The following is a 25,453-nucleotide window of genomic DNA, read 5'->3' as shown; positions in this document are numbered from 1 at the left end:
TCCTCCCTTTACCATAAGGACTAAGCTCGTTCATGGAAATACCCTTGCTCATCTTATCCCAAGCAAGGGTATTTTCTGTGAAACAATTAAGCTTTGTACCAGTTTTTTATATAGTCAGCGATTTCTGAAGCGGAAAGTTCCTTCTGCTCTCCAGTCGCTCGTTCTTTCACTTCCACAATTCCTTCACCGGCTTGCTTTCCAACCGTCACACGAACCGGGATTCCGAATAGATCACTGTCGGCGAATTTAACACCGGCTCGTTCTTTACGATCATCATATAAAACTTCGATGCCGGATTCAAGCAGCTGGTCATACAATTGATCTGCAAGCTCCTTCTGCTCTTCCTTCTTCGGATTCATGGAAAGAAGGTGAACCTGGAATGGTGCCACATTAGCCGGCCACGTGATGCCGCGGTCATCGTTATACTGCTCTACGACAGCCGCGAGTGTCCGGGATACACCGATCCCGTAAGATCCCATGATCATCGTCTCCGCTTTCCCCTGGTCATTGAGGAAAGTTGCATTCATACGCTGCGAATAGAATTCGCCAAGTTTGAATACATGACCCACCTCAATCCCTCGGGCGAATTGGATAACCCCTTCCCCGTCTGGAGAAGGATCTCCTTCTTGAATGAAGCGGAGATCTGCATAGCGGGATACGTGGAAATCTTTTTCTGGTGTCGCGTTTTTATAGTGGTATCCGTCCTCGTTGGCCCCACAGGTGACGTTCACAAGAGCTTCAACAGCTGTATCCGCCACAACATCCACTTCTTCCGGCACTCCTACAGGTCCGAGGGATCCGAAGCCTGCACCCATCAGACGTTTCGTATCCTCTGCTGAAGCAAGTTCTACGACGCCGGCATCATAAAGGTTTTTCAGTTTCACATCGTTGACTTCATGATCTCCTCTTGTGACAGCCAGAACAAACTGCTCGTCTACTTTGAACAGGATGGCTTTTAAACCTTCCTCAAGCTGGTGCCCAAAGAAGTCAGCAACCTCCTGCATCGTTTTACAGCCCGGGGTTTCGACTTTCTCCATGTCGACGGGAGCTGCTGCAGACTTTTCATAAACAGCTGTAACAGGTGCCATTTCTATATTGGCTGCATAACGGGAAGTGTCTGAATAGGCGATTACATCTTCCCCGACTTCGGAAAGGACCATGAATTCATGCGTATCCTTTCCGCCCATCGCACCGGAATCAGCGATGACTGCACGGAAATTCAAGCCCAGACGGGAGAACACGTTGGAGTAGGCCTGGAACATCTTCTCGTATGTTTCGTCAAGGCTTTCATACGATTCGTTAAAGGAGTAGGCATCCTTCATTAAAAATTCGCGGCCGCGGAGCAGGCCAAAACGGGGACGTGCTTCATCACGGAATTTATTCTGTATTTGGAAAACCGTCAATGGAAGCTGCTTATAACTTTTCACTTCATGACGTACAAGGCTTGTAATCACCTCTTCATGCGTCGCTCCCAGAGCAAACTCACGGTTGTGACGGTCATTCAAGCGCATCAGCTCGGAGCCGAACGTAGACCAGCGGCCGGTTTCCTTCCATAGTTCTGAAGGTTCAAGGGCAGGCATAGCCATTTCGTGAGCACCGATCTTTTCCATTTCTTCTCTTACAATATTTTCAACTTTCCTCAGCACACGCTGCCCGATCGGAAGGAAACTATAAATCCCCGAGGCAATCTGGCGTATGTAGCCGGCGCGGACTAAAAGCTGATGACTTTTAATGTCTGCGTCTGCTGGGTTTTCTTTTAAAGTAGGAATGAACATATGACTTTGTCTCATCATCTACACCTCAATTCAATGTTAATAAAAGAAAGCCGGAAGTCCAGGTAACGCCTGTTGCCTTGAGACTTCCAGCTGTAGGATTCATCATAGGAATAAGCGTTGAATATCGTTCCATGTTACGACAAGCATGAGCAGCATCAGAAGAGCAAATCCAATGAAATGGACGAGACCTTCCTTCTGCGGATCGATCGGCTTCCCTCTGACACCCTCAAGCCCTACAAAAATCAGGCGGCCCCCGTCAAGGGCAGGAAGCGGAAGAAGGTTGACGATCCCGAGGTTAATGCTCAAGATGGCTGTCCACATGACGAAATTGGTGAATCCTGTCTGAACGACCTGGTCCGTAGCATCGTAAATACCGACAGGACCTGAAAGCATATCCAGTGAAAACTGACCGGTCACAAGTTTACCAAGGTTCGTCAGGATCAATCCGGCCCACTCATACGTCTGAGTAAAGCCAAACGTTAGTTTTTCAGTAAACGATTCCTCAAACGCTCTCGCTACACCCACCTGGCCGATCGTCATATCACGATCTTCTATGGATGCAGGGGTCACATTCATCTGCTGGACGGATCCTTCCCGTTCCACCGTTAATGTAACTTCTTCACCAGGATGATCCCTGATGATAGCCGTGAATTCCTCCCATGTACTGACGGATTCGCCGTCCACAGCGGTCACTTCATCCCCGGCCTTCAGACCAGCTTCCTGGGCTGGTGTACCATTTTGAATTTCACCAAGCTTGGCCTCATCTGAAGGCACGCCTTGAATGAAACCTAAAATCATAAACAGGATAATCGCAAGGACGAAATTCATCATGGGACCGGCAAAGAGCTGCATCGCCCGCTGCGGTACAGTTTTGGATGCAAACTGGCGGTTATAGGGAGCGATTTGTGTTTCATTTTCATCCATCACAAACATCGCTTTTGGATCGACTTCAAAAAACAGCTTTTCATCTTCATCCACTTCATAACCTTCAATAACAAGCCGATGGTCGAGATCCGCTTTTTCGACTTCAATCACACGGGCTTCCGGATGTTTGGATTTGTTATTCACAATGATCCGATTTACTTTCCCGTCGTTATTGAATTCCAGGCCGATATGATGACCGGCTTTCAATTCTACAAGTTCAGGGTCTTCCCCGGCTACACGGACATAGCCGCCGATGGGAAGCAGACGGATCGTATACAAGGTTTCATTTTTCTTAAAATGATATATTTTCGGCCCGAAGCCGATGGCAAACTCCCGCGCCAGCATACCTGCCCGTTTGGCAAATATGAGATGCCCCCACTCATGGACGAACACCAATAATCCGAACATGAGTATAAATGCAATCACTGTAGTCAAATGAAGCACCTTCCTTTTAATTTAAATGGAAACGGACTCTCTTCCTTGTTTCCTCATCAATAGAAATTATGGTAGACAAGTCCGGGTTATGAATCTTGTCATGCCTTTCCAACGCTTCTTCGATGTATGATTCGATTTCCAGGAAGGAAATCCGTCCTTCCAAAAACATTTGAACGGCTTCTTCATTCGCTGCGTTCAAAACGGCCGGCATCGATCCCCCTGCTCTGCCTGCTTCATAAGCCATACGCAGGCATGGGAAACGATCCATGTCCATTTTCTCGAAATTCAAGGTCGCAATTTCTTCTAAATTCAAATGCTCTGTAATTGGAAGGTCCATCCGGTTCGGATAAGTCAAGGCGTACTGGATGGGTACTTTCATGTCAGGCGTTCCCAGCTGGGCAATGACATTCCTGTCCACGTACTCCACCATGGAATGAATCACGCTTTCCCTATGAAGAATAACATGAATCTGTTCATATGGCACTTGAAAAAGCCAGTGGGCTTCAATAACTTCCAGTCCCTTATTCATCATGGAAGCTGAGTCAATCGTGATTTTGGCCCCCATGCTCCAGTTAGGGTGGTTCAGCGCATCTTCCACCGTCACGCCTTTCAGTTCATCTCTCGTCTTATCACGAAAGCTGCCGCCGGAAGCGGTAATAATCAATTTTTCAATTTCTTTCCTGTTCTCACCATTTAAAGCCTGAAAGATCGCGGAATGTTCGCTGTCCACTGGAAGCAGTTCCACCCCGTATTTTTCGGCTTCTGCCATGACGAGGTGACCCGCCGTTACGAGGGTTTCTTTATTAGCGATGGCGATTTGTTTACGGGCCTGAATGGCTTTTAAAGTGGCCGGCAGACCGATACTTCCCATCACAGCGTTGACGACGACATCCACATCATCGGCAGAAGCGGCCTCAATTAAACCTTCTCCGCCGGTTAAAATGCGGGAATGGTCGATTTCCCTCCTCAAACGCTGCTTCGTATCCTCGTCCTGCACCACGATGACTGCTGGTTTGAATTCCTGTATAAGCGGGACCGCTTTTTCAACGTTACGGCCGAATGCCATACTGTACAGCGAAAACTGTTCAGGGTGGAGTCTGATGACATCCAGGGTTTGTATTCCGATCGAGCCTGTCGCTCCTAATAATGAAATGTGTTTCATATTCCCCATCCCTTCTCGATTACTGAATAAAGTTGATCAAATGCAGAATCGGCAGAATAAATATTAAACTGTCAAACCGGTCAAGAACACCACCGTGCCCGGGAAGGATCTTACCGGAGTCCTTCACTGCATAATGCCTCTTGAATGCCGATTCAACCAGATCTCCAATCTGACCTGCAATCGATATGAGCACAGTTACGAGGAGAACGACAATCAAGGAATGCTCCAGGGGTTGGATCAGATGAAAAATAAATGCAACGACACAGGCAAGTGCCACGCCCCCGACAGAGCCTTCAATCGTTTTCTTAGGGCTGATCTGCGGCCACAGTTTACGTTTCCCGAACGATCTTCCAAATAAATAGGCGCCTGTATCCGTCGCCCATACGATGAATAAAGCGAACAGAATGTACGTTAAATCCGCTTCCCTTGTCTCGATTAAGTAGTTGAAGCCCATTCCAATATAAATGGATGAGAGCAGCAGGAAGCCTGCATCATCAAAGGTGAACCGGTTCTTCACAAGCACGGTATAACTCAGCAGGACGAGGACGGCCAGCAGAGTGATTTCCGATTTCGTTATAAGGTCATCGGAGTCCACCACATTGTCGAAGACCCCATACGGGAACATGAGCGCCCACATCAAGACAAGACCAAGACCTGCCGCGACCGAATACCGGGCGATTTTCTTCATGCGTATCAGCTCGAGGAGAGCGATACTGGCTATGAAATAGACAAAAGCTTTAAACGGCCATCCTCCCAGGAGGACGATCGGGATAAAAATAAGTGCTGCTACGACAGCAGTAATTGTTCGTTGTTTCATTCCTTCATTCACACCTTATACTCCGCCAAACCGACGTTTGCGATTTTGAAAATCATAAAGAGCTTTTTCGAAATGGCTTTCATTAAAGTCAGGCCAATACACCTCTGTAAACCAAAATTCTGCATAGGCCAGCTGCCATAACAGGAAATTGCTTAAGCGCTGCTCCCCGCTTGTGCGGATGAGAAGATCCGGCTCAATCAGCTCAGACGTATACAGCTCTGATGAAAACATTTCTTCACTGATATCTGATGGATCGAGACCGCCCTCTTTCACTTTTTCTGCGATCTGCCTGACGGCGTGCACCATTTCAAAACGGCTGCCGTAATTCAAGGCAAAATTCAGTACAAGTCCATCGTTGTCTTTCGTTCTTTGAATGGCCTCCTGGACGGCATTTTTCGTGTGTGGAGGCAGAACATCAAAATCACCAATGGTACGGACCTGGACATTTTTCTCAATCAATTCAGGCAGATATGTATTCAGAAAATCTACAGGAAGCTTCATGAGGAACTCCACTTCATTCTTCGGTCGTTTCCAGTTCTCTGTGGAGAAAGCATACAGCGTCAAAACCTGAACACCGAGGTCAGAAGCATAGCTGACAATCCTTTTGACAACACCCATGCCTTCTTTATGACCCGCAATCCGCGGCATTCCTCTATTTTTAGCCCAGCGGCCGTTTCCGTCCATAATGATGGCCACGTGCTTCGGCAGATGAGTATGATCAAGGCCGAACGACTGTGTTTCTGCTTGTTTTTTTGTTTTTGCGAATGGAAACTTGATTGGCATCGTTAATCCTCCAGTCCGTTTCTTCCATCTTTCTATTATATACTAAAATGAACGTATATGCCGAGACCCACAGCTGGTGAAAAAAAGAAAACCGCGCTGCCAAACATCTACAGCGCGGCTTTACCACTTTATGGCATATGAGGTTAGAGAAAAATCAAACTTCCATGATTTCTTCTTCTTTTGTTTTAGCCAGTTGATCAATCTTCTCTACATTCTGGTCCGTGAGCTTCTGCACATCGTCCTGATAGGAGCGAAGATCGTCTTCTGTCAATTCCCCGTCTTTTTCAAGCTTCTTCAAACGGTCGTTGGAATCGCGGCGGATGTTACGAACCTGTACTTTCGCTTCCTCCGAATACTTTCCTACAACTTTTGCAAGGTCCTTACGACGTTCCTCCGTAAGTGCCGGAATGTTGATACGTACAACATTCCCATCACTGGATGGAGAAAGACCAAGGTCTGCCTTAAGGATCGCTTTTTCAATCTCTGCAATGGCTGTTTTGTCATATGGAGTAATAACAAGCAGACGTGGTTCAGGTGCTGATACCTGCGCCAGTTGGTTCAACGGTGTAGCTGCACCGTAGTAATCCACATATACGTTGTCAAGGATGGAAGGGTTCGCACGACCCGCTCTTACCGTGGCAAGTTGACGGGAATAAGCTTGCACCGCTTGTTCCATTTGTTGTTTCGTCTCATTAATCACAGCTTCAGACATAATTTATTTCCCCCTCACAATAGTTCCAATGTTTTCGCCCATAACGGCTTTTTTAATATTACCATCTTCCGTAATCGAGAATACCAGTAAATCGATATCGTTGTCCATACATAATGAAGAAGCCGTTGAATCCATTACGCCCAGCCCTTCATTTAAAACATCCATGTAGGATAGCTCATCATATTTCACGGCATCTTCGTTCGTTTTCGGATCGTCTGTATAGACGCCGTCCACGTTGTTTTTCGCCATAAGAATGACATCCGCTTCAACTTCAGCCGCTCTTAAGGCAGCTGTCGTATCTGTTGAGAAATACGGGTTTCCTGTTCCGGCAGCAAAAATAACTACACGCTTTTTCTCTAAATGACGGATGGCTTTACGGCGGATATAAGGTTCAGCCACCTGTCTCATTTCGATAGAAGTTTGGACACGGGTTGGGATCCCTAAGTTTTCAAGGCTGTCCTGAAGAGCCAGTGAGTTCATGACTGTAGCAAGCATTCCCATATAATCAGCATTTGCACGGTCCATGCCCATTTCAGCACCGACTTTGCCGCGCCAGATGTTGCCGCCACCGACAACAACCGCTACTTCCACGCCCAGTTCAGCTACTTCCTTCACCTGACGTGACACAGATTTTATGATGCTTGGCTCAAGTCCGAATCCTGCTTCTCCACTTAAGGCTTCTCCACTTAATTTTAATACAATTCTCCGATAGCGAGCAGTAGTCATAGTTACCTCCCGTGTGTTTTTCTAAAAGTCGAACATGGCTGCTCATAGCATGTATATCATGTATGTAGCCTTTTTGAAAATAGGGAACACCTGCAGTGTCCCCTATTTTCACCATCATTATTTTTTAACTTGGCTCATGACTTCGTCTGCGAAGTTTTCTTCACGTTTTTCCATACCTTCGCCGACTTCGAAACGATCGAAGTTCGTGATCTGGCCGCCTGTGGAAGCAACATACTGCTTCACTTTCTGGTCCGGATCTTTAACGAAGCTCTGGTCAAGCAGGCAGATTTCTTCGAAGAACTTGTTCAAACGGCCTTCCACCATTTTTTCAACGATGTTTTCAGGCTTGCCTTCGTTCAAGGCCTGTGTTTTAAGAAGTTCACGCTCTTTCTCTGCTTCCTCCTGAGGAATTTCATCACGGGAAACATAACGAGGGTTAACAGCAGCTACGTGCATAGCAACGTCCTTAGCAGCAGCTTCATCTGTAGAACCTTCAAGAACAGTCAATACGCCGATGCTGCCGCCCATGTGGATGTAGGCACCAAATGCGTCGTTGTCTGTTTTCTCTTTGATAGAGAAACGGCGGAGGGAGATTTTCTCTCCGATTTTCGCTACGCGCTCTGTAATGTATGTGCTTAGTGTTTCGCCTTCTCCATGAAGCTTCTGTTCAAGAGCTTCTTCTACAGAGGCAGGTTTCTGGGAAACAAGGTGCTGCCCAAGATCTTTAAGAAGTTCCTTGAACTGGTCGTTTTTCGTAACGAAGTCTGTTTCACAGTTTACTTCGAAAAGAACAGCCGTGTTTCCGGAGACTTCAATTGCTGCAGAACCTTCTGCTGCGATACGGTCTGCTTTCTTAGCCGCTTTGGAAATCCCTTTCTCACGAAGCCATTCGATCGCTTTATCCATGTCACCATCAGTTTCAGTCAGTGCTTTCTTACAATCCATCATTCCAGCACCTGTTTTTTCACGTAGTTCTTTTACCATCTTAGCATTTACAGCCATTGTGAAAGCCTCCTTTTTAATGTACAAGGTTAAACAGTCCGGCCTTGTACCGGAACTGGTTGAATAAAAGGAATTCTTGAAAAAAGGTGATAAAGGTATACCCCCTTATCACCTTTAGACCCTTCTTACTCCTGAGCAGCTTCTACAGCAGCTTCAGTTTCTTCAGTTGTTTCTGTTTCTTCCCCCTGCTTCGCTTCAAGGACAGCGTCAGCCATCTTGGAAGTAAGCAGTTTGACAGCACGGATTGCGTCATCGTTTGCAGGGATGACATAATCGATTTCGTCAGGGTCACAGTTCGTATCAACGATACCTACAACTGGGATATTCAATTTATGAGCTTCAGCAATCGCGATGCGCTCTTTACGAGGATCGATGACGAACATTGCATCAGGAAGACTCTTCATTTCTTTAATACCGCCAAGGAATTTAACAAGACGATCTTTTTCTTTAAGCATGTCAACGACTTCTTTTTTAGGAAGTACATCGAAAGTACCGTCTTCTTCCATACGCTCGATATCTTTCAAACGGTTAATACGTTTGCGGATGGTTTCAAAGTTTGTAAGGGTACCGCCCAACCAGCGTTGGTTGATGTAGTACATACCACAGCGGGTAGCTTCATCACGTACAGTATCCTGTGCTTGTTTTTTCGTACCTACGAAAAGAACGTTACCGCCGTCAGCAGCGACCTCTTTCACATAGTTGAATGCTTCATCAACCTTCTTCACGGTTTTCTGAAGGTCAATGATATAAATGCCGTTACGCTCCGTGAAGATGTATTTCTTCATCTTCGGGTTCCAGCGGCGTGTTTGGTGTCCAAAGTGAACACCAGCTTCTAGAAGCTGTTTCATAGAAATTACAGACATGTTTGTTCCTCCTGTTTTGGTTTTTTTAGTATCCTCCGCCCTTTTCATTTCCTTCCTGTGAACTCCGTATCGGAGCAACCTCACAAGCAGATCCAAAGGCGTGTGTATTGACACCGTCAGTAAATATACCATAAAGGTATGGATGGTTCAAGTTTTTTCAGTATTTTTACTGATTAAACTTATACATCAGTTCCACCTCTGTTTTACCTCTGTTCAATGCCTTCGCTGTTTCTTCCACAGACCACCCATCCTTCTTCATATTCATGACCATAGAATGAATGGAGGGCTGCTCCACTCCTGCTCCTTCATCCGGGAGGGGAGGCTCGTACACGCCGGCCTTCGTTTCATTTACAGGGCACATGGTCCCTTCCATTGAACCGGTGCCTGAAGATGCCCATGCTTCCATCCGTCTGTTTTCCTCCTTGATTTCATACAGGTAAGAGGAAAATAAGTCTTCGATCTCCGCAGCGACCTTTTCCTGTCGAAGCTCCAGTTCTTCTGTCCGGCGGATTTTTTTCATCATTATCATAAGGCCGAATAATATTAATCCGTCAATGAGAAAACTGATCACTAATAAAAATGATGTCAAGGAGAGTCACATCCTTTCTTTCTCATCCTCTGCCCAGCTACATCACATTCTGGAGGGACTGCTTTAGTTTATAAATCGCCTTGGCATGGATCTGTGAAATCCGGGACGTCGTTAAATTCAAAACGTGGCCGATTTCCGTAAGCGTGAGCTCTTCTTTATAGAAAAGACTGATCACCAGCTTCTCTTTTTCCTTCAGCTGGTCAATCTGCTCCGCCAGTTCCTTATAGTTTTCCTGTTTGATGAGCGAGGAATCCGGAGAACCGGTTTCCTCATCGGGAATCGAGTATCCGATGCCTTCCTTATGATCTTCGCCCCCGTCTTTCGGTTTCTCTTCCATAGAAAGGACATTGGCAAACAAGGAGTCCTTGACAGCCGCTTCTACTTCCTGGGCGGATATTCCGACGGCTTCTGCCACTTCTTTGGACGTGACTGGACGCTGCAGCTTCTGCTCAAGCTCCTCTGTCACCTGTTCAATCTTTTTAGTCCGATCCCTCACCGAACGCGGCAGCCAGTCTTCCTTCCTCAAACCATCAATAATCGAACCGCGGATGCGGAAGGAAGCGTACGTATCGAATTTCAAGTCCCGGGACCGGTCAAACTTTTTCAAAGCATCATATAGACCAAGCATTCCGAGACTTCTTACATCGTCTTTGCTCACATTTTTCGGTAAATGTGCTGTAATCCGATGGACGTGATAATTTACCAGATAATCGTAAAGCTGGACAAGCTGGTTGGCCGCCTCACCGTCTCTTTCGTTCGTCCATAAATTCCACCATTGTTGTTCCTGAGGAGATAAACCACCTGCCATTTTCATCCTCCCCGCATTTTTTCATTTTTTCAATTTTTCATAGACCCGCACGCGCCCTCTCATAATAGAAGCTCACCGACGCCGGCCTTTTTTATGTTCATTTCACTGGTTTCCACATTAAACAGGATGGATCTTCCGGTCCGTCCCCCTGTATCCTCCGCAATGATCGGGATAAAGTGATCCGCAAGGCGGCTTTTCACCGCACTCACATTCCGCTCTCCTATACGAATCCTTGAACTCTGATCTTTCACCGAAAACATATGAGCCCCTCCCGCGATCTTCGCTTTTAAGCTCCCGGGTCTGCACCCTTTGTTGATGAGAGAATCAACAAGAGCATCAACAGCCGTATCTGCATACTTCCACCGGTTAACACGACCATGGAGAGTCGTTTGTGCCTCCGGCAGCATGATATGGATCATGCCGGCCATGCCGTTCCCGTTGTACAGTACCACTCCAACACAGGATCCAAGTCCAGTTGTGGTGAGTAAGGCATCCGTTCCTGCAGCAGCCATTTGGCCAATCCCGATTCTTATACGCTTCTTTTGGTCGTGTATCACCCGGGATTGTCCGGAAATGGTCCAGGAATTATCCATACATCTTTTCCAATTCCAACACGTCTTCTTTGTCCAGCACTTTCTCCAGATTCAAAAGGATAAATAACCGGTCCTCCATTTTCGCCACGCCTTGAATATAAGCGGCTTCCACAGTACCGACAACTTCAGGAGGCGGCTCGACCAGATCGTCTTCGAGGTCGAGAACATCGTTGGCAGCATCCACCACCAAACCAACGTTCATATCTTCGATTGAGACCGTAATGATCCTCGTCTGTTCGGTTTCCGGAGCCGGTTCAAAGCCGAACCTCTCCCGCAGATCGATCACAGGAGTGACGACCCCTCTTAAGTTGATGACTCCCTTTACAAAAGGCCTGGCTCCCGGTACCCGGGTGATCGGCACCATTCTTTCAATCGACCCCACCGTTTGGACAGGGAGGGTATATTCCTCGTCCTGGATTTGAAAAACGATGACTTTCTGCGCGTGCCCTTTATATTCTGTCATGAAAACCCCTCCTTTTATTTGATTAACGCATTGCTGTCCAGGATTAATGCCACCTGACCATCACCCAGAATCGTGGCGCCTGATATAGCAAACGCTCCGGATAGATAGTCACCGAGAGACTTCAAAACTACTTCCTGCTGTCCAATAAATGAATGGACGACAAGAGCTGCCATTTTGTCACCTTTGCGGACGATGACAACAGAATATTCATCATCTTCTTCCCGCTCCACAGGCACCTGCAGAAGTTCTGTCAAGTAGACAAGAGGAATGACCCTGCCGCGGAAATCCATCACCCTTTTGTTATGGGCGTGCAGCAGATCTTTTTTCTTCACAATAGCGGTCTCTATAATAGAAGAAAGCGGAACGGCATATTTCTCTTTCTGCACCTCGACCAACATGACAGAGATGATGGAAAGTGTCAGAGGGAGCTGGATGGAAAACCGGCTGCCTTCTCCAAACTCCGATTCGATTGTTATAGCCCCGCCAAGGGATTCGATGGTGTTCCTGACAACATCCAGGCCGACACCCCTCCCTGAAATATCCGAAATCTGGTCAGCCGTGGAAAATCCACTTTCCATAATCAAATCAAACACTTGGGAATCAGACATTGCTTCGGCCTGCTCTTTTGTAACGACCTGATTTTTGACGGCTTTCTCGACCACTTTCGTACGGTTGATCCCTGCTCCGTCATCCTTGATTTCGATGAAAACATGATTGCCACTGTGATAAGCCTTTAATTCAATTTTTCCTGCCGCAGGTTTCCCTTTGGCTTCACGCTCGTCAGGACTCTCAATGCCGTGATCCACCGCATTCCTGATTAAATGGACGAGGGGATCTCCGATCTCATCGATAACGGTGCGGTCCAATTCTGTGTCCGCACCCGTTATGGTTAATTCCAGACGTTTATGTAAATCCTTTGAAAGCTGGCGGATCATACGCGGGAATCGGTTAAACACCTGGTCTACCGGGACCATACGCATGTTCAAAATGATGCTCTGCAGATCGCTGGATATTCTCGTCATATGCTCCACCGTTTCCTGAAGCTCCGGATGGGCAAGATCTGCAGAAATTTGTTCCAAGCGTCCCCGGTCAATCACAAGTTCTTCAAACAAGTTCATAAGAGCATCCAAACGGTCAATGTTCACCCGGATCGTACGCCCGCTGGAGGATGGTTTACCCGCTTCTTTCGCTGCCTTGCTGTTTGTTTCTGGTTCAGGCTGAACCGGGATTTGTTCCATCGCCTGTGTTTCCTCTTTCTTATACAGCTCTACAGAAACGTGCTCCACCTCTGACACCTTTTCAATTTTTGCCTGGATGTCATCTTCTGACCCCTCTGTAATGAAAAGGACGGTAAAGCTGTGCTCAAATTCTTCATTTTCGAGTTTTTCAACAGAAGGAGAGGCAGCGACGACCTCTCCCGCTTGTTCAAGAACTTCAAAAATCATATACACTCTCGCAGCTTTTAACAGGCAGTCGTCCCGGAGGTGTATGTGAATCTTCAGCGCCTTATTCCCGGACTCTTCTGCCATATGGATCACGTTCTTTGTAAATGCATCGATCTGGAGCTCTGTTTCCTGCATTACACCGATGGGATTTTGACTTTTTAACAGCTGCTCTCCACCTTTTTCAACCGCCTCAAGTCTTCGGACTACGTTTTCTACATTCCGCTCTCCAGTCCCGCCATCAGCAATATCAAGGACCATTGCTTCCAGGTCGTCGACCGCATCAAAGACGGTGTCCAGCACCCCTTCATTCACTTGAAGCTGTTCATTGCGGACCGCATCCAGCACATTCTCCATGTTGTGGGTCAGGTCCGACAAATCCTGGTATCCCATTGTCGCCGCCATTCCTTTCAAGGTATGGGCTGAACGGAAAATCTCATGGACGACAGCAGTATCCAGCGGGTTCTTTTCTAAAACAAGCAGATGATCATTGATGGCTTGGAGATGTTCTTTACTTTCATCAATAAAGACTTCTAAATACTGATTCATTTCCATTTCTTTACCCCTTCTCCAACGCCTGCACGATTGCGGCGCTTATATTCGAGACATCTGTCACTTCATCAGCCAGTCCTGACTTAACGACCGCTTTCGGCATCCCGTAGACGACACAGGATTGTTCAGATTCTGCAATGGTGTAGGTCGGACAACTGCTTCGAAGCTTGATCATGCCTTCCAGTCCATCCGTGCCCATTCCGGTCATCACAACCGCTGTAACCATCCATCCTTGTACAGCAGCAAGGGACTGAAACAATGTATTGACGGACGGCCGATGTCCATTCACAGGTGCCTGTCCATTTAATTCAAGGAAAAGCCCTTCCCCTTTCTGAACAACCGTCATATGCGTTCCTCCCGGAGCAATATAAGCGACACCGTTTTTCAACTCTTCTTCATGCTTTCCCTCTTTGACAGTAAGGGAAGAAAGCTTATCCAGCCGATCAGCCAGGGTCTTAGTAAATCCCGGCGGCATATGCTGGACGACCAAAAGCGGCGCCGGCAGTTGTTCCGGAAGGGCGGCGAGAACCTTTTGAAGAGCTCGCGGTCCTCCCGTAGAGGTGCCGATCGCTACGACCCGTTTCTTCTTCCCTTTTTGGAACGAAACAGGGGGAGGATTTTCAACAGGATGGCTCCAAGGCAATGTTCCCACCCTTGCTTCCGCCGCGCCTTTTACTTTCCTTATTACTTCAGCTTCTACTTTTTCCATATCAAGAGATATCGCGCCCGAAGGTTTTGGTATGAAATCCACGGCGCCAAGTTCCATCGCCTTCAACGTGCTCTCAGCCCCGTCTTTAGTAAGACTGGACACCATGAGGACTGGCAGCGGTGTTTCCTTCATGATCCACTCCAGAGTGGACAGACCATCCATGACGGGCATCTCCACATCCATCGTAATCACATCGGGTTGAACCTGCTTCAGTTTTTGAAGACAATCCTGTCCATTCCTGGCAGCACCCACAACCTTGATACGCTGATCCCGCTGGAGCATATCGCTCAGCACCCGCCTCATAAAGGCTGAGTCATCGACGACCAGTACTTTGATTTCTTTCACTGCGCTTCCCCCTTCCTTACGAGCCGTTTTAATTTTTCCAAGAATCCCGGTTCTTCCAAATGGATGCTGGATGATGTCCGGTTTAAAAACCGTCCGGTGATTTGATGCACGGCCCGGCTCGCTTTTGCTGAAGGGGCATGGATCAGAAAAGGGACCTGGTTCAAAACGGCTTCAAGAACCTGCCGATCTTCAAGAACGACACCAAGTTGATGCACGTCAACATGTAAGAATCTATGCGCAGCCTCCTGAAGACGTGCCAACGTGCGTTCCCCCGATGGTCTGGTCTGCGCCCGGTTGACGATAAACGAGAATGGAAGTACGGGGTTTTTATGAACCAGCTGCTTCATCAGGGCATAAGCGTCGGTAATCGACGTAGGCTCCGGCGTTGTCACAATAATGACTTCATGAGCGGAAAGCAGCCATGAACGGCTGCTTTCCGTAATCCCCGCTCCCATATCAAGAAGGATGACATCATATATTTTCGAGACGTCTTCAAGCTGCTCGTCCAAAAATTCGTAGTCCACTGCATTCATATTGAACAACTCTGTCAAACCAGACCCGCCTGCAGCATAATCAAGCCCGCCCGGTCCGTGTTGTATAATTTCCTGAAACGTCAGCCGGTTCCGTATAAGATCAGGAAGACTACAAGCCGATGTTCGTCCTAAAAGAATATCCACATTCCCCATCCCGACATCCATGTCCAGCACCAACACTTTTCTTCCTGAGCGGCACAGGGATAACCCCATATTTATCGTGATGTTCGATTTCCCGACCCCTCCCTTTCCACTGGCAACGGCTACCACCCGCGCAGGGGGACTGGATTCACGGGAAATCATGCGTGTCCGAAGAAGTTCAGCCTGATCCTTCATCGGTATACCCCTCCATAAACTGGACAGCTATATGTTCGGGAGACATGCTTTGGATATCGTCGGGCACGTCCTGTCCATTTGTGATATAAGCTGCCCCCCGTTTGTTCTTCAAGATCAAATTGACAGCATCCGCCAGCGTTGATGTTTCGTCTTCTTTTGTAAAAATAATCTTCTCCACAGGTAAGAAAGAAAAATTATTAAAAACCGCCTGCATATCCGCATATTTACTCGTTAAGGATAAGACAAGGAAATGGTCCGCCTGCTCTTCGAAATCAATCACGTTCTGGAGCTCTTCTATAAATGCACGATTCCGATAGTTCCGCCCTGCGGTATCGATGAGAACAAGATCAACATCCGCCAGCTTTTCCTTCGCCTGCCTGTAATCCTCCATGTTATAAGCCACCTCAACCGGGGCATTAAGAATTCCGGCATAGGTCTTCAACTGCTCCACTGCACCAATTCTGTACGTATCGGTTGTAATGAAACCAACCCTCCACCCCTTATTCAACACCGCATCTCCGGCGAGCTTGGCCAGGGTAGTCGTCTTTCCGACCCCTGTCGGTCCGAATAAGTGGATGTACCGTTTCTGAAACGTATGCCCGGACGGAATCTGCCGGAGCATGTCCGTCAGTTCCTCTACCGCCATTCTTTTGACCTCACCACGTTTGTCCGGGGGTTCATACTTTTCCAGTATGGAAGATACAAGGATTTGAACGTATGGCTTTTGAAGCCCCTGTCCTGATAAATACCGTTCCAACTCCTGCATCAACGGGGACAAAGCCGAATTCCCTGTTGACCTATCTTGAATGATGGCTTTCAACTGAGTTATTTCATCCAGAATCTTCTGGTTTTCTCCATTGTTCCCCTTATCCAGAATCTTCTGGTTTTCTCCATTGTTCCCCTTATCCAGAAGTGGTTCAGAGGGCATGGCTTTCTTTCGTTCAACAGGAACTTCCGGGTCCATACCTGCAACCACTTCTGTCATTTCTTTTTTAAACAACCCGAGAAAGCCTCCACTTTTTATTACTTTTGAGCTTAAGATTACGGCTTCTGTCCCAAATTCACTTCTCACTTTTTTCATAACTTCCGGCATCGATACTCCGTGAAACTTTTTTATTCTCACGATACATTCACCACCCCGACACTCTGGACTTCGGCACTTGGATCTAATTCGTTATACGAAAGCACGACGACCTGGGGCAGTGCCCGGTCCAGCAGCTGCTTCATGTACATTCGCACGGCCGGCGAACAAAGGACGACCGCCGTCTCCTCCTGAAGAGTGACCCGTTCGACCTGTTCAGCTACAGAGCGTAACACCGCCTGTTGTTTTTCAGGATCAAGGGCAAGATAGCTGCCATGCTCCGTCTGCTTAATATGGTCTGCAACAAGTTTCTCCACTTGACCGGAGACGGTAATCACTTTCATCTGATCATTCCCACCCTTAAACTGACTCGTAATCTGTGCGGACAGAGACTGGCGCACGTACTCACCTAACAGTTCTGTATCATTGGTCATCTTTGCAAAATCGGCCAGTGTTTCAAAAATGACCGGCAGATTTTTAATCGAGATGTTTTCACGCAGCAGTTTGGCCAGCACTTTTTGAACATCTCCGACACTGAGTGGATCAGGGGTGACTTCCTGAACCAATATTGGATAGGAGGTCTTCAAATGATCGATCAGCTGCTGGGTTTCCTGACGGCCAAGGAGGGCGTGGGCATGACGCTTAATCACTTCCGTTATGTGAGTCGAAACGACAGATGGAGGATCGACAACCGTGTATCCTGACAATTCCGCCTCATCTTTCATATCTTCTGTGATCCACTTTGCCGGGAGTCCAAACGCAGGTTCCACAGTATCCATGCCCTCGACTCCGTCATCCTCATCACCCGGGGTCATGGCCAGATAATGATCCAGCAGAAGCTCTCCACCTGCTACCTGGTTTCCTTTGATTTTCAACCGGTATTCGTTCGGACTGAGCTGAATGTTATCACGGATACGCACAACAGGAATGACAAGGCCGAGTTCTATGGCGAGCTGCCGCCGGATCATAACAATCCGATCGAGCAGATCTCCCCCCTGGCTCGTATCGGCGATGGGGATTAAGGCATAACCGAACTCAAATTCAATCGGATCCATACTAATAAGATCAACCACATTCTCCGGCGACCGCATTTGATCCCCTTCTGCTTCATCGGTTTCCTCCGGTTCTTCAATGTCCTGCTTTTCAGACTGCCTGGAAAGGCGGTACCCTCCAAACGCCAGCACTCCGGCGATCAGGCTCGTTAAGAAAATGGGAATCGGGGTCAGGCCGAGAAGGAAGATGGAGGCGGCTGCAATATAAAGAAGCTTTGGATAGCGGAGCAGCTGACTGGTCACATCAGAACTCAAATTCCCTTCTGAGGCGACCCTTGTGACTACAATTCCGGTTGCGGTCGATATGAGCAGAGCCGGAATCTGACTGACGAGTCCATCACCAACGGTCAGACGCATATATGTATCAATAGCTTCATTAAAAGACATGCCCATCTGGACCATGCCGATAATCAATCCAAAAATGATGTTGATGATCACGATAATAATTCCGGCGATAGCGTCTCCTTTTACGAACTTACTGGCTCCGTCCATGGCTCCGTAAAAATCGGCCTCATTTTCAATTTTTCCGCGTCGTTCCTTAGCCTGATGTTCATTGATCATGCCTGCGTTCAAGTCGGCATCAATACTCATCTGTTTTCCTGGCATCGCATCAAGAGTGAAGCGAGCAGCTACTTCGGACACACGTTCCGCCCCTTTGGTAATAACTAAAAATTGTATGATAACAAGGATGATGAATACAACGAAACCTACGAGAGGATTACCACCAATCACAAAAGTGCCGAAGGTTTCTACAACACCACCGGCTTCCGCCTCAGAAAGAATCGAACGCGTCGTGGACACGTTCAAACCAAGACGGAATAACGTAAGCAGCAGCAAAAGGGTCGGAAAGACGGCAAACTGGAGCGCCTCATCCATATTCATGGATACTAAAATAACGATAAGAGCGAGCGTGATATTAATAAGAATAAAAAAGCTGAGGAGCCACCCAGGTAAAGGTATAACAAGCATAATGATGATCAATATTACACCTAACAGGACGGATAAATCTCTTGGTGACATAAGGGCACTCCTTTCTTAAATCTTTTCCTGCAGCCGGTAGACGTAGGCGAGTATTTCCGCCACCGCTTTAAAAAACTCTTCATCAATCGGCTTGTCTATTTCACATTTGGCATAAAGCGATCTGGCCAGCGGTCTGTTTTCCACGGTTACAATGTCGTGTGCCCTGGCAATATCCTTAATTTTAAGGGCGAGAAAATCCACGCCCTTGGCTACAACGATCGGAGCGTCGGATTTCTGGTCATCATATTTCACCGCAACAGCGTAATGGGTCGGGTTGGTGATGACGACATCGGCCTGCGGCACTTCACTCATCATCCTCGATGCTGACATCTGGCGCTGCTTTTCTTTGATTTTCGCTTTGATCTGAGGGTCACCCTCTATGTTTTTATACTCATCCTTTATGTCTTTTTTGGACATTCGGATGTTCTTCTCGTGATCATAACGCTGGTATGTATAATCGAGAACAGATAAGACCAGCAGGGCCAGAGCGGAAGCGATTCCCATGATGACAGTAATCGTCCCGAAGAAAGACACGGCATCTTCCACCGATTTCTGCGACATCATCATCATCTGATCTTTGTTCACCCAAATGATAGAGAAGGTGATCACACCGACGACGCTGATTTTCAGCAGAGACTTCAACAATTCCACAAGGGCCCGTGCAGAAAAAATCCGCTTGGCTCCTTTAATCGGATCGATTTTTTTCAAATCCGCCTTCAAAGGCTCCCCTGTGAACATGACTCCTACTTGAAGAAGATTGGAAGCGATCCCTGCAACGACTGCAATACCCATGAGCGGGGCTGTCACCTTCGCTGTTTCCATCGTCATTTCAACAAAAATGGTATGGGTCTGCTCCTGTGTTAAGTCCTGGTGCACATAATAAGTGAAAGCATGGCGGTACATTTGTAATACCGCGTCCCTCATATATCCGCCTAGGAGGAAAAGACCGCCGAACATAAACAACAGCAGGAACCCTGTGTTTACATCCTGACTTTTAGGTACCTGGCCTTTTTTTCTCGTATCCTGCCTCTTTTTTGGTGTTGCTTTTTCCGTCTTTTCATCGGCTGCGAAATATTGCAGATCCAATTTCATCCATGCCATTGTTCATCAGCCTCCAAGTACATCCATAAATCCCCTCATGGTTTCAAGCATCGTTTCGAACAGTATTTGAATCAAATAGACATAAAAGCTCATTGCAATAACGAGAACAGAAAGCGCAACAAAAATTTTCAAAGGCAGCCCCACAACAAACACGTTCAACTGTGGGACGGTCCTGGCGACGATTCCAAGGGCGATGTCAACGAGGAACAGACACCCAACGATTGGTACCGCCATTAAAAAAGCAATCATAAACATCTTATTGAACGACTGTAGGACAAACATGATCCAGGCTTCTTCTTTCATCGGAAGGAATTGCTCAAGGCCGATGAATTGATAGCTGTAAAAAATTCCATCAATCATCAAATGATGGCCGTCGACGACTAAAATGAACAGCAATGTAATGATATACATATACTGGCCCACCAAAGGACTTTGAGCCCCTGTTTGAGGGTCAATCACATTGGCGACGGCAAAGCCCATTTGAAAATCGATGAACCCTCCAGCGATTTGGATGGCGCCCAGAATAATGTAAGCCAAAAGGCCGACCCCGAGTCCAACGGCCGCCTCCTTTAAAAGCAGAAGAAAATAGGTCCCGTCCACCGTCAGTTCAGGAACGGGAAGGGTGAAAACCATCAAGGCGGCTAAAAAAAAGCTGAACCCTACTTTATGAGTGACCGGTACTGTCCGATAAGAAAACAAAGGCAGGGATGCGAAAAAAGCGGCCACCCGGACGAAGACCAGCAGAAATGCCGGCAGATTCACGAGCGAAATTGATTCGATCATAGTCAGCCCACCAGCATATTCAAGTTACTAAAGATTTCCGCTGTGAATTCAACCATATTGGTAAGCATCCAAGGCCCAAAGACGATCAGTCCAATTAAAACGGCGACGATTTTCGGGATAAAGGCAAGCGTCTGTTCCTGAATCTGCGTTGTAGCCTGGAATATACTCACGACCAGTCCTACCGTTAAGGCAAGAATCAAAAGGGGCCCCGAAATCAGCAGCACCGTATAAATGCCTTCCTTGGCAAATGAGATAACCATATTGCTATTCATCGTGGTTCCTCCTTAAAAGCCTTCCAGCAATGATTTCGTTATTAAGAACCAGCCGTCCACAAGGACAAACAGCAGAATCTTAAACGGCAGGGAAATCATGACGGGTGGAAGCATCATCATTCCCATCGACATCAACACGCTGGCGACAGCCATATCAATGACTAAAAATGGGACAAAAATCATGAACCCCATTTGAAAAGCGGTTTTCAGTTCACTGATGGCAAAAGCAGGCACCAGTGTAGTAAGCGGGACTTCCTGGATAGAAGAAGGGGCTTCCAGACCTGAATAATTCATAAATAAGGCCAGATCCTTCTGTCTGGTGTGTTTGCCCATGAACTCCTTCATCGGAGCACTCGCTTCATCATACGCTTCATCTAAGGTGATTTCCTCATTAAACAATGGGGTTAACGCCTGCTCGTTGACTTCCTCAAACGTAGGAGCCATGATGAAGAACGTCAGAAACAAAGCGATTCCTATCAACACCTGGTTGGGAGGCATCTGCTGAGTAGCCAGCGATGTCCGGACAAAGGATAAAACGATAAGGATCCTTGTAAAACTGGTCATTAAGATCAACAGACCCGGGGCCAGTGATAAAACCGTCAACAACAGCAGCAGTTTGACAGAGGTAGCGATGTTTTCAGGATCTGAGCTTGTAAAGATATCTACAAATTCATTCATGATCCTGCCCCCCTTTCGTTCTCTCCGCTGCTTTTTTCTGTTTCTGTTTCATATCGTTCAGCTGGGTTTCAAAAAGCTGTTGGAATTGGAACGTCGAGGTATCCTTTTTCGGCTCTTGATGACCGGGAATTTTACGCAGCAGGTTCTGCACGGAAGCTGTTGGAATGGAAGGGCCCTGGTCCTTTTTCTGAAAAGAGGCCTTCGTATCCTGATCCGTTATTTCCGTGATCAACTCCACCGTATCGCCTACACCTAATAAAAACACCTGCTCTCCTACTCTTACCGCCTGTATGGAACGATTAGGCCCGAGACTCATCCCTCCCAGGTTCTCCATAGTTCTTGATTGGTTCACCCACTGGTTTTTACGGTTGAACAATTTCAGCAATCCATAAATCAAGGCCACGACGAAAACCAAGGCCAGTCCGAGCTTCATGAAGTTCCACAAAAGCGAAGGCTGATCCTGTGCTGCTTCAGCCGGCTCAGATGCATCCATATCCGCATCTGCACCAGGGCAGCCCTCGAGTTCCGGATTTGATAAACATTCGTTCACAGAGGGCTGGGCCATCGTTTGCAAAGGCAAAAACGTCAGCAGGAGGACCGTAAACATCAACATTGCTGATACTCTTGGTGCAGAAAACATCATATTCCCCGCTTCAGCTTAACGCTTTCTGAATCGCTTCAATCACACGGTCGGCCTGGAAAGGCTTCACAATAAAGTCCTTGGCACCGGCCTGGATTGCGTCCACAACCATCGCCTGCTGCCCCATAGCTGAACACATAATGACTTTTGCGTCTGGATGAACCGCCTTAATTTCCTTCAAGGCCGTAATCCCATCCATTTCCGGCATGGTGATATCCATCGTGACAAGGTCCGGTTTTTCTTCTTTGTAAAGCTCTACCGCTTTCTGTCCATCTTCTGCTTCCCCAGCAATTTCATATCCGTTTTTTGTTAAAATGTCCTTCACCATCATACGCATGAACGCTGCATCATCTACAATCAGTATTCTTTCTCCCATTTCTCTTCCTCCTGTCATTTCGTTCCTGTATTAACGTAATTTTGTCAGCCGGTCCTTTGGACTTAAAATGTCAGTCACCCGCACACCGAAATTTTCATCAATAACGACGACTTCCCCTTTAGCCATCAACTTTTCATTTACATGAATATCAACAGGCTCACCGGCGAGTTTATCCAATTCCACGACAGACCCGGCAGACAATTCAAGAATGTCCTTCACCGTCCGTTTCGTCCTTCCGAGTTCCACCGTGACTTTTAACGGAATGTCCATCAGCATATCAAGGTTTTTATGAGCGGTTCCTGTCATGGATGGAGACTGCTCGAACTGTTGGAATTGTGCATGCTGCACATCTGCATCCTGAGCACTTCGGCCTGCAGGCCCCCCCACATACTGCGGATCAGCCGGATGCTCTTCGTATTCTGTAACTTCACGCTCCGGTGACGTCTGTGGTTCTTCAGGTGAAGAAGGACCGGTCTGTTCCAGCACTTGTTTTTCATCTGAAATGTTTTTGCTTGGTTGTGAGCCTTCCGGATCGAGAAGCTGCTCTACCAGGTCTTTCGCAAAATTCAGCGGGATCAACTGCATGATTTTTGAGTCGATCAATGTTCCTACTTTGAGTTGAAAAGCTACATTGACCAAGGTTTCCTCCTCAGGGATCATATCCTCCCCTGATTGTTCCTCCAAGTCCAGCACATTGATCGATGGTGGTGAAATATCCACTTTCTTATTAAAGATGGTGGACATACTGGTCGCTGCAGACCCCATCATCTGATTCATAGCTTCCTGAACGGCGCTTAATGCGATTTCATTCAAGTTTTCATCCGGGTTCAGACCATCCCCCCCGAGCATCAAATCAGCGATGATGGCTGCATCCTTCGTCTTCATAACAAACACATTTTCTCCTGTGAATCCGTCTGTATAAGTCACTCCGACGGCGACATGGGGTTTGGGAAATTCGTCCGCCAGATCCTTCCGGTACACGACAGCGATTTCCGGCGTGGTGATCTCTACTTTTTGATTGAGCAGAGAAGACAGCGCAGTTGCGGAGCTTCCAAACGATATATTTCCAATCTCGCCGAGCGCATCTTCCTCAAGAATGGCCAGATGCGACTCTTTGGCAGACAGATCTGAAGCTTTATCGTCTCCTGCGTCAGCCCCGCCATTCAATAACGCATCAATTTCGTCCTGGGATAACATGTCATCACTCATCTTCCCCGCCTCCTTTTGTAAATTCGTCTAATATTTGAACAGCCATTTTACTTTTCACCTGTCCAGGCTGAATGTAAAATTTCGGTTCATCATCCACTTTCATAATCATCGGATGTTCGATGGATTGGTCGAGACGGATGACATCATTTTCATCAAGGTTCAAAAACTGCTCAATGCTCATATCCGCCTCGCCAAGGACAGCAAGCACATCAAGCTCTGCTCCCTGTATCGTCCGGCTGATCGCTTCATAGTCCTCCGGATTTCTTTCTTTGGACTGTTCTTTCTGCATCCAGTAATGGACGGAGAGCTTCGGAATGATCGGCTCTAATACAACGTGTGGAATACAGACGTTGATCATACCGCTCGTTTCTCCGATCGTCGTGTTCAATGAAACGACGATAACAGTTTCATTGGGAGAAACCATCTGAAGGAATTGAGGGTTTACCTCGAAATCCTCAAGCATAGGGTCGATGTCCACAATCGATCCCCATGCCTCCTGATAATTTTCAAGCGCTCGTTCGAACAAGTGGGACATAATCGTCGTTTCGATCTCGGTCAGATTATCCACCTTGTTCACACTGCTCCCACGGCCTCCGAGGACGCGGTCCAGCATGGCGTAGGCGACATTGGGGTTGGCTTCGAGCAGAATGCGCCCTTCCAGTGGAGGGACGCTGAAAATATTCAAAATGGTCATGGCCGGGATCGACCGGATAAATTCTTCATAAGGAAGCTGGTCCACGGACGCTACCTGTATGTCTACATACGTGCGTAACTGCGCAGAAAAGTAAGTCGTCAGCAGCCTGGAGAAATTCTCGTGAATTCTAGACAGGCTTCGGACCTGATCCTTGGAAAATCTCAAGGCCCGCTTAAAATCATACACTCTGACTTTCTTTTCTTTTTCTTCTTTCTTTAATTCCTCGGCGTCCATCTCTCCTGAAGACAGTGCAGATAGAAGGGAATCTATTTCATTTTGTGAGAGAACCTCTTCCGCCAAATTTTCTCCCCCTTCCTTCGATTATTGAAGGACTTTGTTTACGGTATAAACGTCCGTGACTTTACCTTCTGTAAGAAGCTCATTCATCTTTAATTTCATCTTTTCCTCTAAATCAGAAATGCCAGATTGAAAGCTTTCCGACTTCATCACAGATAATTCCTTAATCAATGTATTGCTGATTTGGAAATCTCTCTTTTCCAGTTCCTTTTTCGTAGCTGTGCTGTCTGTGACGACTTGAAAGCTGATCCTCACATAGCTTCCATCTTTCAAGTCCGTGGTAATCTCCTCTGTTACAAAAGAGGCCTCCCGGATATCATCAATGCTGCGTTCTCCGGATCCTTCTTCTCCGCCATTGACGTTCAGGACGAAAACAAGCGCTACAACACCGAGAATCGTTAAGGTGCTTAACGTGATGATCATTCCTTTGAAAATGTTCATCTTTTTACTCACCTGCCTTATCTGCAGCCTGGATCAGGCCTATGCTGCGAAAATAGTCCGTTACCTTCAGAGCCACTTCTTCCTCTGATTCCAACACGAGAAATGTACGCCCGCGGGCAGTGGTAATGGTCGTATCCGGATTAGACTGGACCTGTTCTATGTAAATCGCATTATAGGTGAAAGATTGTCCGTTTAACTTTGTCAATGTAATCATAGAAAGGAGGAGGGTCGGCACCCTCC

At 47.2% G+C, this 25,453-nt stretch carries 28 protein-coding genes; all 28 read right to left on the bottom strand.

All coding sequences use genetic code 11. The features are described 5' to 3' along the window. Positions 1 to 86: 86 nt before the first annotated feature. Complete coding sequence (locus ACXAD6_RS08620) at positions 87 to 1,790, bottom strand: proline--tRNA ligase (protein WP_474970389.1); 1,704 nt, start codon at positions 1,788 to 1,790, stop codon at positions 87 to 89. Between the two features lie 87 nt (positions 1,791 to 1,877). Next, entirely contained in the window at positions 1,878 to 3,134 is a 1,257-nt protein-coding gene (rseP, locus tag ACXAD6_RS08615) for an RIP metalloprotease RseP (RefSeq protein WP_474968522.1), read from the bottom strand. 16 nt (positions 3,135 to 3,150) lie between these two features. Beyond that, positions 3,151 to 4,296, bottom strand: coding sequence for a 1-deoxy-D-xylulose-5-phosphate reductoisomerase (gene dxr, locus ACXAD6_RS08610; RefSeq protein ID WP_474968521.1), 1,146 nt, complete (start codon positions 4,294 to 4,296; stop codon positions 3,151 to 3,153). Between the two features lie 19 nt (positions 4,297 to 4,315). After that, entirely contained in the window at positions 4,316 to 5,113 is a 798-nt protein-coding gene (locus tag ACXAD6_RS08605; RefSeq protein ID WP_474968520.1) for a phosphatidate cytidylyltransferase, read from the bottom strand. A gap of 15 nt (positions 5,114 to 5,128) precedes the next feature. Continuing rightward, on the bottom strand, positions 5,129 to 5,896 hold the full coding sequence (locus ACXAD6_RS08600; RefSeq protein WP_474968519.1) for an isoprenyl transferase: 768 nt from the start codon (positions 5,894 to 5,896) through the stop codon (positions 5,129 to 5,131). 154 nt (positions 5,897 to 6,050) lie between these two features. Further along, a complete protein-coding gene (frr, locus tag ACXAD6_RS08595; protein ID WP_027954235.1) occupies positions 6,051 to 6,608 on the bottom strand; it encodes a ribosome recycling factor in 558 nt (185 codons plus the stop codon). A gap of 3 nt (positions 6,609 to 6,611) precedes the next feature. Further along, positions 6,612 to 7,334, bottom strand: coding sequence for a UMP kinase (gene pyrH / locus ACXAD6_RS08590; RefSeq protein WP_027954234.1), 723 nt, complete (start codon positions 7,332 to 7,334; stop codon positions 6,612 to 6,614). Positions 7,335 to 7,451: 117 nt separating this feature from the next. Then, positions 7,452 to 8,336, bottom strand: a complete 885-nt coding sequence (tsf, locus tag ACXAD6_RS08585; RefSeq protein WP_474968518.1) for a translation elongation factor Ts — start codon at positions 8,334 to 8,336, stop codon at positions 7,452 to 7,454. Positions 8,337 to 8,461: 125 nt separating this feature from the next. Then, positions 8,462 to 9,199, bottom strand: coding sequence for a 30S ribosomal protein S2 (rpsB, locus tag ACXAD6_RS08580; RefSeq protein ID WP_027954232.1), 738 nt, complete (start codon positions 9,197 to 9,199; stop codon positions 8,462 to 8,464). A 166-nt stretch (positions 9,200 to 9,365) separates the two neighbouring features. Further along, the gene (locus tag ACXAD6_RS08575) at positions 9,366 to 9,728 is read right to left on the bottom strand and encodes a hypothetical protein (protein WP_474968517.1); all 363 of its coding nucleotides are present in this window, start codon (positions 9,726 to 9,728) and stop codon (positions 9,366 to 9,368) included. A 97-nt stretch (positions 9,729 to 9,825) separates the two neighbouring features. Further along, positions 9,826 to 10,596 carry a FliA/WhiG family RNA polymerase sigma factor gene (locus tag ACXAD6_RS08570; RefSeq protein ID WP_027954230.1) on the bottom strand — a complete coding sequence of 257 codons (771 nt, stop codon included), beginning with the start codon at positions 10,594 to 10,596 and terminating at the stop codon, positions 9,826 to 9,828. A gap of 59 nt (positions 10,597 to 10,655) precedes the next feature. Continuing rightward, positions 10,656 to 11,189, bottom strand: coding sequence for a chemotaxis protein CheD (locus tag ACXAD6_RS08565; RefSeq protein ID WP_474968516.1), 534 nt, complete (start codon positions 11,187 to 11,189; stop codon positions 10,656 to 10,658). Next, a complete protein-coding gene (locus ACXAD6_RS08560) occupies positions 11,182 to 11,652 on the bottom strand; it encodes a chemotaxis protein CheW (protein ID WP_474968515.1) in 471 nt (156 codons plus the stop codon). Before ACXAD6_RS08560 ends, ACXAD6_RS08565 begins: the two co-directional genes overlap by 8 nt. A gap of 14 nt (positions 11,653 to 11,666) precedes the next feature. After that, a complete protein-coding gene (locus ACXAD6_RS08555; protein ID WP_474968514.1) occupies positions 11,667 to 13,649 on the bottom strand; it encodes a chemotaxis protein CheW in 1,983 nt (660 codons plus the stop codon). 4 nt (positions 13,650 to 13,653) lie between these two features. After that, positions 13,654 to 14,700, bottom strand: a complete 1,047-nt coding sequence (locus ACXAD6_RS08550; protein ID WP_474968513.1) for a protein-glutamate methylesterase/protein-glutamine glutaminase — start codon at positions 14,698 to 14,700, stop codon at positions 13,654 to 13,656. After that, a complete protein-coding gene (locus ACXAD6_RS08545; protein ID WP_474968512.1) occupies positions 14,697 to 15,569 on the bottom strand; it encodes a MinD/ParA family protein in 873 nt (290 codons plus the stop codon). Before ACXAD6_RS08545 ends, ACXAD6_RS08550 begins: the two co-directional genes overlap by 4 nt. Next, positions 15,553 to 16,692, bottom strand: coding sequence for a flagellar biosynthesis protein FlhF (gene flhF / locus ACXAD6_RS08540; protein WP_474968511.1), 1,140 nt, complete (start codon positions 16,690 to 16,692; stop codon positions 15,553 to 15,555). The genes ACXAD6_RS08545 and flhF overlap by 17 nt, the downstream gene beginning before the upstream one ends. Beyond that, a complete protein-coding gene (gene flhA / locus ACXAD6_RS08535) occupies positions 16,689 to 18,722 on the bottom strand; it encodes a flagellar biosynthesis protein FlhA (RefSeq protein ID WP_474968510.1) in 2,034 nt (677 codons plus the stop codon). The genes flhF and flhA overlap by 4 nt, the downstream gene beginning before the upstream one ends. Positions 18,723 to 18,737: 15 nt before the next feature. Continuing rightward, a complete protein-coding gene (flhB, locus tag ACXAD6_RS08530; protein ID WP_474968509.1) occupies positions 18,738 to 19,823 on the bottom strand; it encodes a flagellar biosynthesis protein FlhB in 1,086 nt (361 codons plus the stop codon). A gap of 6 nt (positions 19,824 to 19,829) precedes the next feature. Next, on the bottom strand, positions 19,830 to 20,606 hold the full coding sequence (gene fliR, locus ACXAD6_RS08525) for a flagellar biosynthetic protein FliR (RefSeq protein WP_474968508.1): 777 nt from the start codon (positions 20,604 to 20,606) through the stop codon (positions 19,830 to 19,832). A 2-nt stretch (positions 20,607 to 20,608) separates the two neighbouring features. Continuing rightward, the gene (gene fliQ, locus ACXAD6_RS08520; protein ID WP_474968507.1) at positions 20,609 to 20,878 is read right to left on the bottom strand and encodes a flagellar biosynthesis protein FliQ; all 270 of its coding nucleotides are present in this window, start codon (positions 20,876 to 20,878) and stop codon (positions 20,609 to 20,611) included. A gap of 12 nt (positions 20,879 to 20,890) precedes the next feature. Further along, positions 20,891 to 21,556: a flagellar type III secretion system pore protein FliP gene (gene fliP, locus ACXAD6_RS08515; protein ID WP_206932597.1), complete on the bottom strand. Its 666-nt coding sequence runs from the start codon at positions 21,554 to 21,556 to the stop codon at positions 20,891 to 20,893. Then, a complete protein-coding gene (locus tag ACXAD6_RS08510; protein ID WP_474968506.1) occupies positions 21,549 to 22,169 on the bottom strand; it encodes a flagellar biosynthetic protein FliO in 621 nt (206 codons plus the stop codon). The genes fliP and ACXAD6_RS08510 overlap by 8 nt, the downstream gene beginning before the upstream one ends. Positions 22,170 to 22,209: 40 nt before the next feature. Then, positions 22,210 to 22,572, bottom strand: a complete 363-nt coding sequence (locus tag ACXAD6_RS08505; RefSeq protein WP_474968505.1) for a response regulator — start codon at positions 22,570 to 22,572, stop codon at positions 22,210 to 22,212. Positions 22,573 to 22,602: 30 nt separating this feature from the next. Next, a complete protein-coding gene (gene fliY, locus ACXAD6_RS08500) occupies positions 22,603 to 23,781 on the bottom strand; it encodes a flagellar motor switch phosphatase FliY (RefSeq protein WP_474968504.1) in 1,179 nt (392 codons plus the stop codon). After that, positions 23,774 to 24,775: a flagellar motor switch protein FliM gene (gene fliM, locus ACXAD6_RS08495; RefSeq protein ID WP_474968503.1), complete on the bottom strand. Its 1,002-nt coding sequence runs from the start codon at positions 24,773 to 24,775 to the stop codon at positions 23,774 to 23,776. Before fliM ends, fliY begins: the two co-directional genes overlap by 8 nt. Positions 24,776 to 24,796: 21 nt before the next feature. Beyond that, on the bottom strand, positions 24,797 to 25,213 hold the full coding sequence (fliL, locus tag ACXAD6_RS08490) for a flagellar basal body-associated protein FliL (RefSeq protein WP_474968502.1): 417 nt from the start codon (positions 25,211 to 25,213) through the stop codon (positions 24,797 to 24,799). A 4-nt stretch (positions 25,214 to 25,217) separates the two neighbouring features. Then, a complete protein-coding gene (locus tag ACXAD6_RS08485; protein ID WP_425306996.1) occupies positions 25,218 to 25,448 on the bottom strand; it encodes a flagellar FlbD family protein in 231 nt (76 codons plus the stop codon). Between the last annotated feature and the right edge of the window lie 5 nt (positions 25,449 to 25,453).

This window comes from Halobacillus sp. ABH2_015 (assembly GCF_056158945.1).
Note: the sequence above shows the minus strand (reverse complement) of the source record. Positions and strands in the feature narration are given on the sequence as shown.

Coding starts and splice junctions, on each gene's coding strand:
- ACXAD6_RS08555 (WP_474968514.1), bottom strand. CDS start 13,649: ATGGAAATGAATCAGTATTTAGAAGTCTTTATTGATGAAAGTAAAGAA.
- fliR (WP_474968508.1), bottom strand. CDS start 20,606: ATGATCGAATCAATTTCGCTCGTGAATCTGCCGGCATTTCTGCTGGTC.
- ACXAD6_RS08565 (WP_474968516.1), bottom strand. CDS start 11,189: ATGGATAATTCCTGGACCATTTCCGGACAATCCCGGGTGATACACGAC.
- ACXAD6_RS08605 (WP_474968520.1), bottom strand. CDS start 5,113: ATGAAACAACGAACAATTACTGCTGTCGTAGCAGCACTTATTTTTATC.
- pyrH (WP_027954234.1), bottom strand. CDS start 7,334: ATGACTACTGCTCGCTATCGGAGAATTGTATTAAAATTAAGTGGAGAA.
- flhA (WP_474968510.1), bottom strand. CDS start 18,722: ATGTCACCAAGAGATTTATCCGTCCTGTTAGGTGTAATATTGATCATC.
- tsf (WP_474968518.1), bottom strand. CDS start 8,336: ATGGCTGTAAATGCTAAGATGGTAAAAGAACTACGTGAAAAAACAGGT.
- fliQ (WP_474968507.1), bottom strand. CDS start 20,878: ATGAATAGCAATATGGTTATCTCATTTGCCAAGGAAGGCATTTATACG.
- ACXAD6_RS08510 (WP_474968506.1), bottom strand. CDS start 22,169: ATGTTGATGTTTACGGTCCTCCTGCTGACGTTTTTGCCTTTGCAAACG.
- fliY (WP_474968504.1), bottom strand. CDS start 23,781: ATGAGTGATGACATGTTATCCCAGGACGAAATTGATGCGTTATTGAAT.
- ACXAD6_RS08620 (WP_474970389.1), bottom strand. CDS start 1,790: ATGAGACAAAGTCATATGTTCATTCCTACTTTAAAAGAAAACCCAGCA.
- ACXAD6_RS08560 (WP_474968515.1), bottom strand. CDS start 11,652: ATGACAGAATATAAAGGGCACGCGCAGAAAGTCATCGTTTTTCAAATC.
- rpsB (WP_027954232.1), bottom strand. CDS start 9,199: ATGTCTGTAATTTCTATGAAACAGCTTCTAGAAGCTGGTGTTCACTTT.
- fliL (WP_474968502.1), bottom strand. CDS start 25,213: ATGAACATTTTCAAAGGAATGATCATCACGTTAAGCACCTTAACGATT.
- ACXAD6_RS08505 (WP_474968505.1), bottom strand. CDS start 22,572: ATGGGAGAAAGAATACTGATTGTAGATGATGCAGCGTTCATGCGTATG.
- dxr (WP_474968521.1), bottom strand. CDS start 4,296: ATGAAACACATTTCATTATTAGGAGCGACAGGCTCGATCGGAATACAA.
- ACXAD6_RS08570 (WP_027954230.1), bottom strand. CDS start 10,596: ATGGCAGGTGGTTTATCTCCTCAGGAACAACAATGGTGGAATTTATGG.
- ACXAD6_RS08545 (WP_474968512.1), bottom strand. CDS start 15,569: ATGAAGGATCAGGCTGAACTTCTTCGGACACGCATGATTTCCCGTGAA.
- flhB (WP_474968509.1), bottom strand. CDS start 19,823: ATGGCATGGATGAAATTGGATCTGCAATATTTCGCAGCCGATGAAAAG.
- fliP (WP_206932597.1), bottom strand. CDS start 21,556: ATGAATGAATTTGTAGATATCTTTACAAGCTCAGATCCTGAAAACATC.
- ACXAD6_RS08575 (WP_474968517.1), bottom strand. CDS start 9,728: ATGATAATGATGAAAAAAATCCGCCGGACAGAAGAACTGGAGCTTCGA.
- ACXAD6_RS08600 (WP_474968519.1), bottom strand. CDS start 5,896: ATGCCAATCAAGTTTCCATTCGCAAAAACAAAAAAACAAGCAGAAACA.
- frr (WP_027954235.1), bottom strand. CDS start 6,608: ATGTCTGAAGCTGTGATTAATGAGACGAAACAACAAATGGAACAAGCG.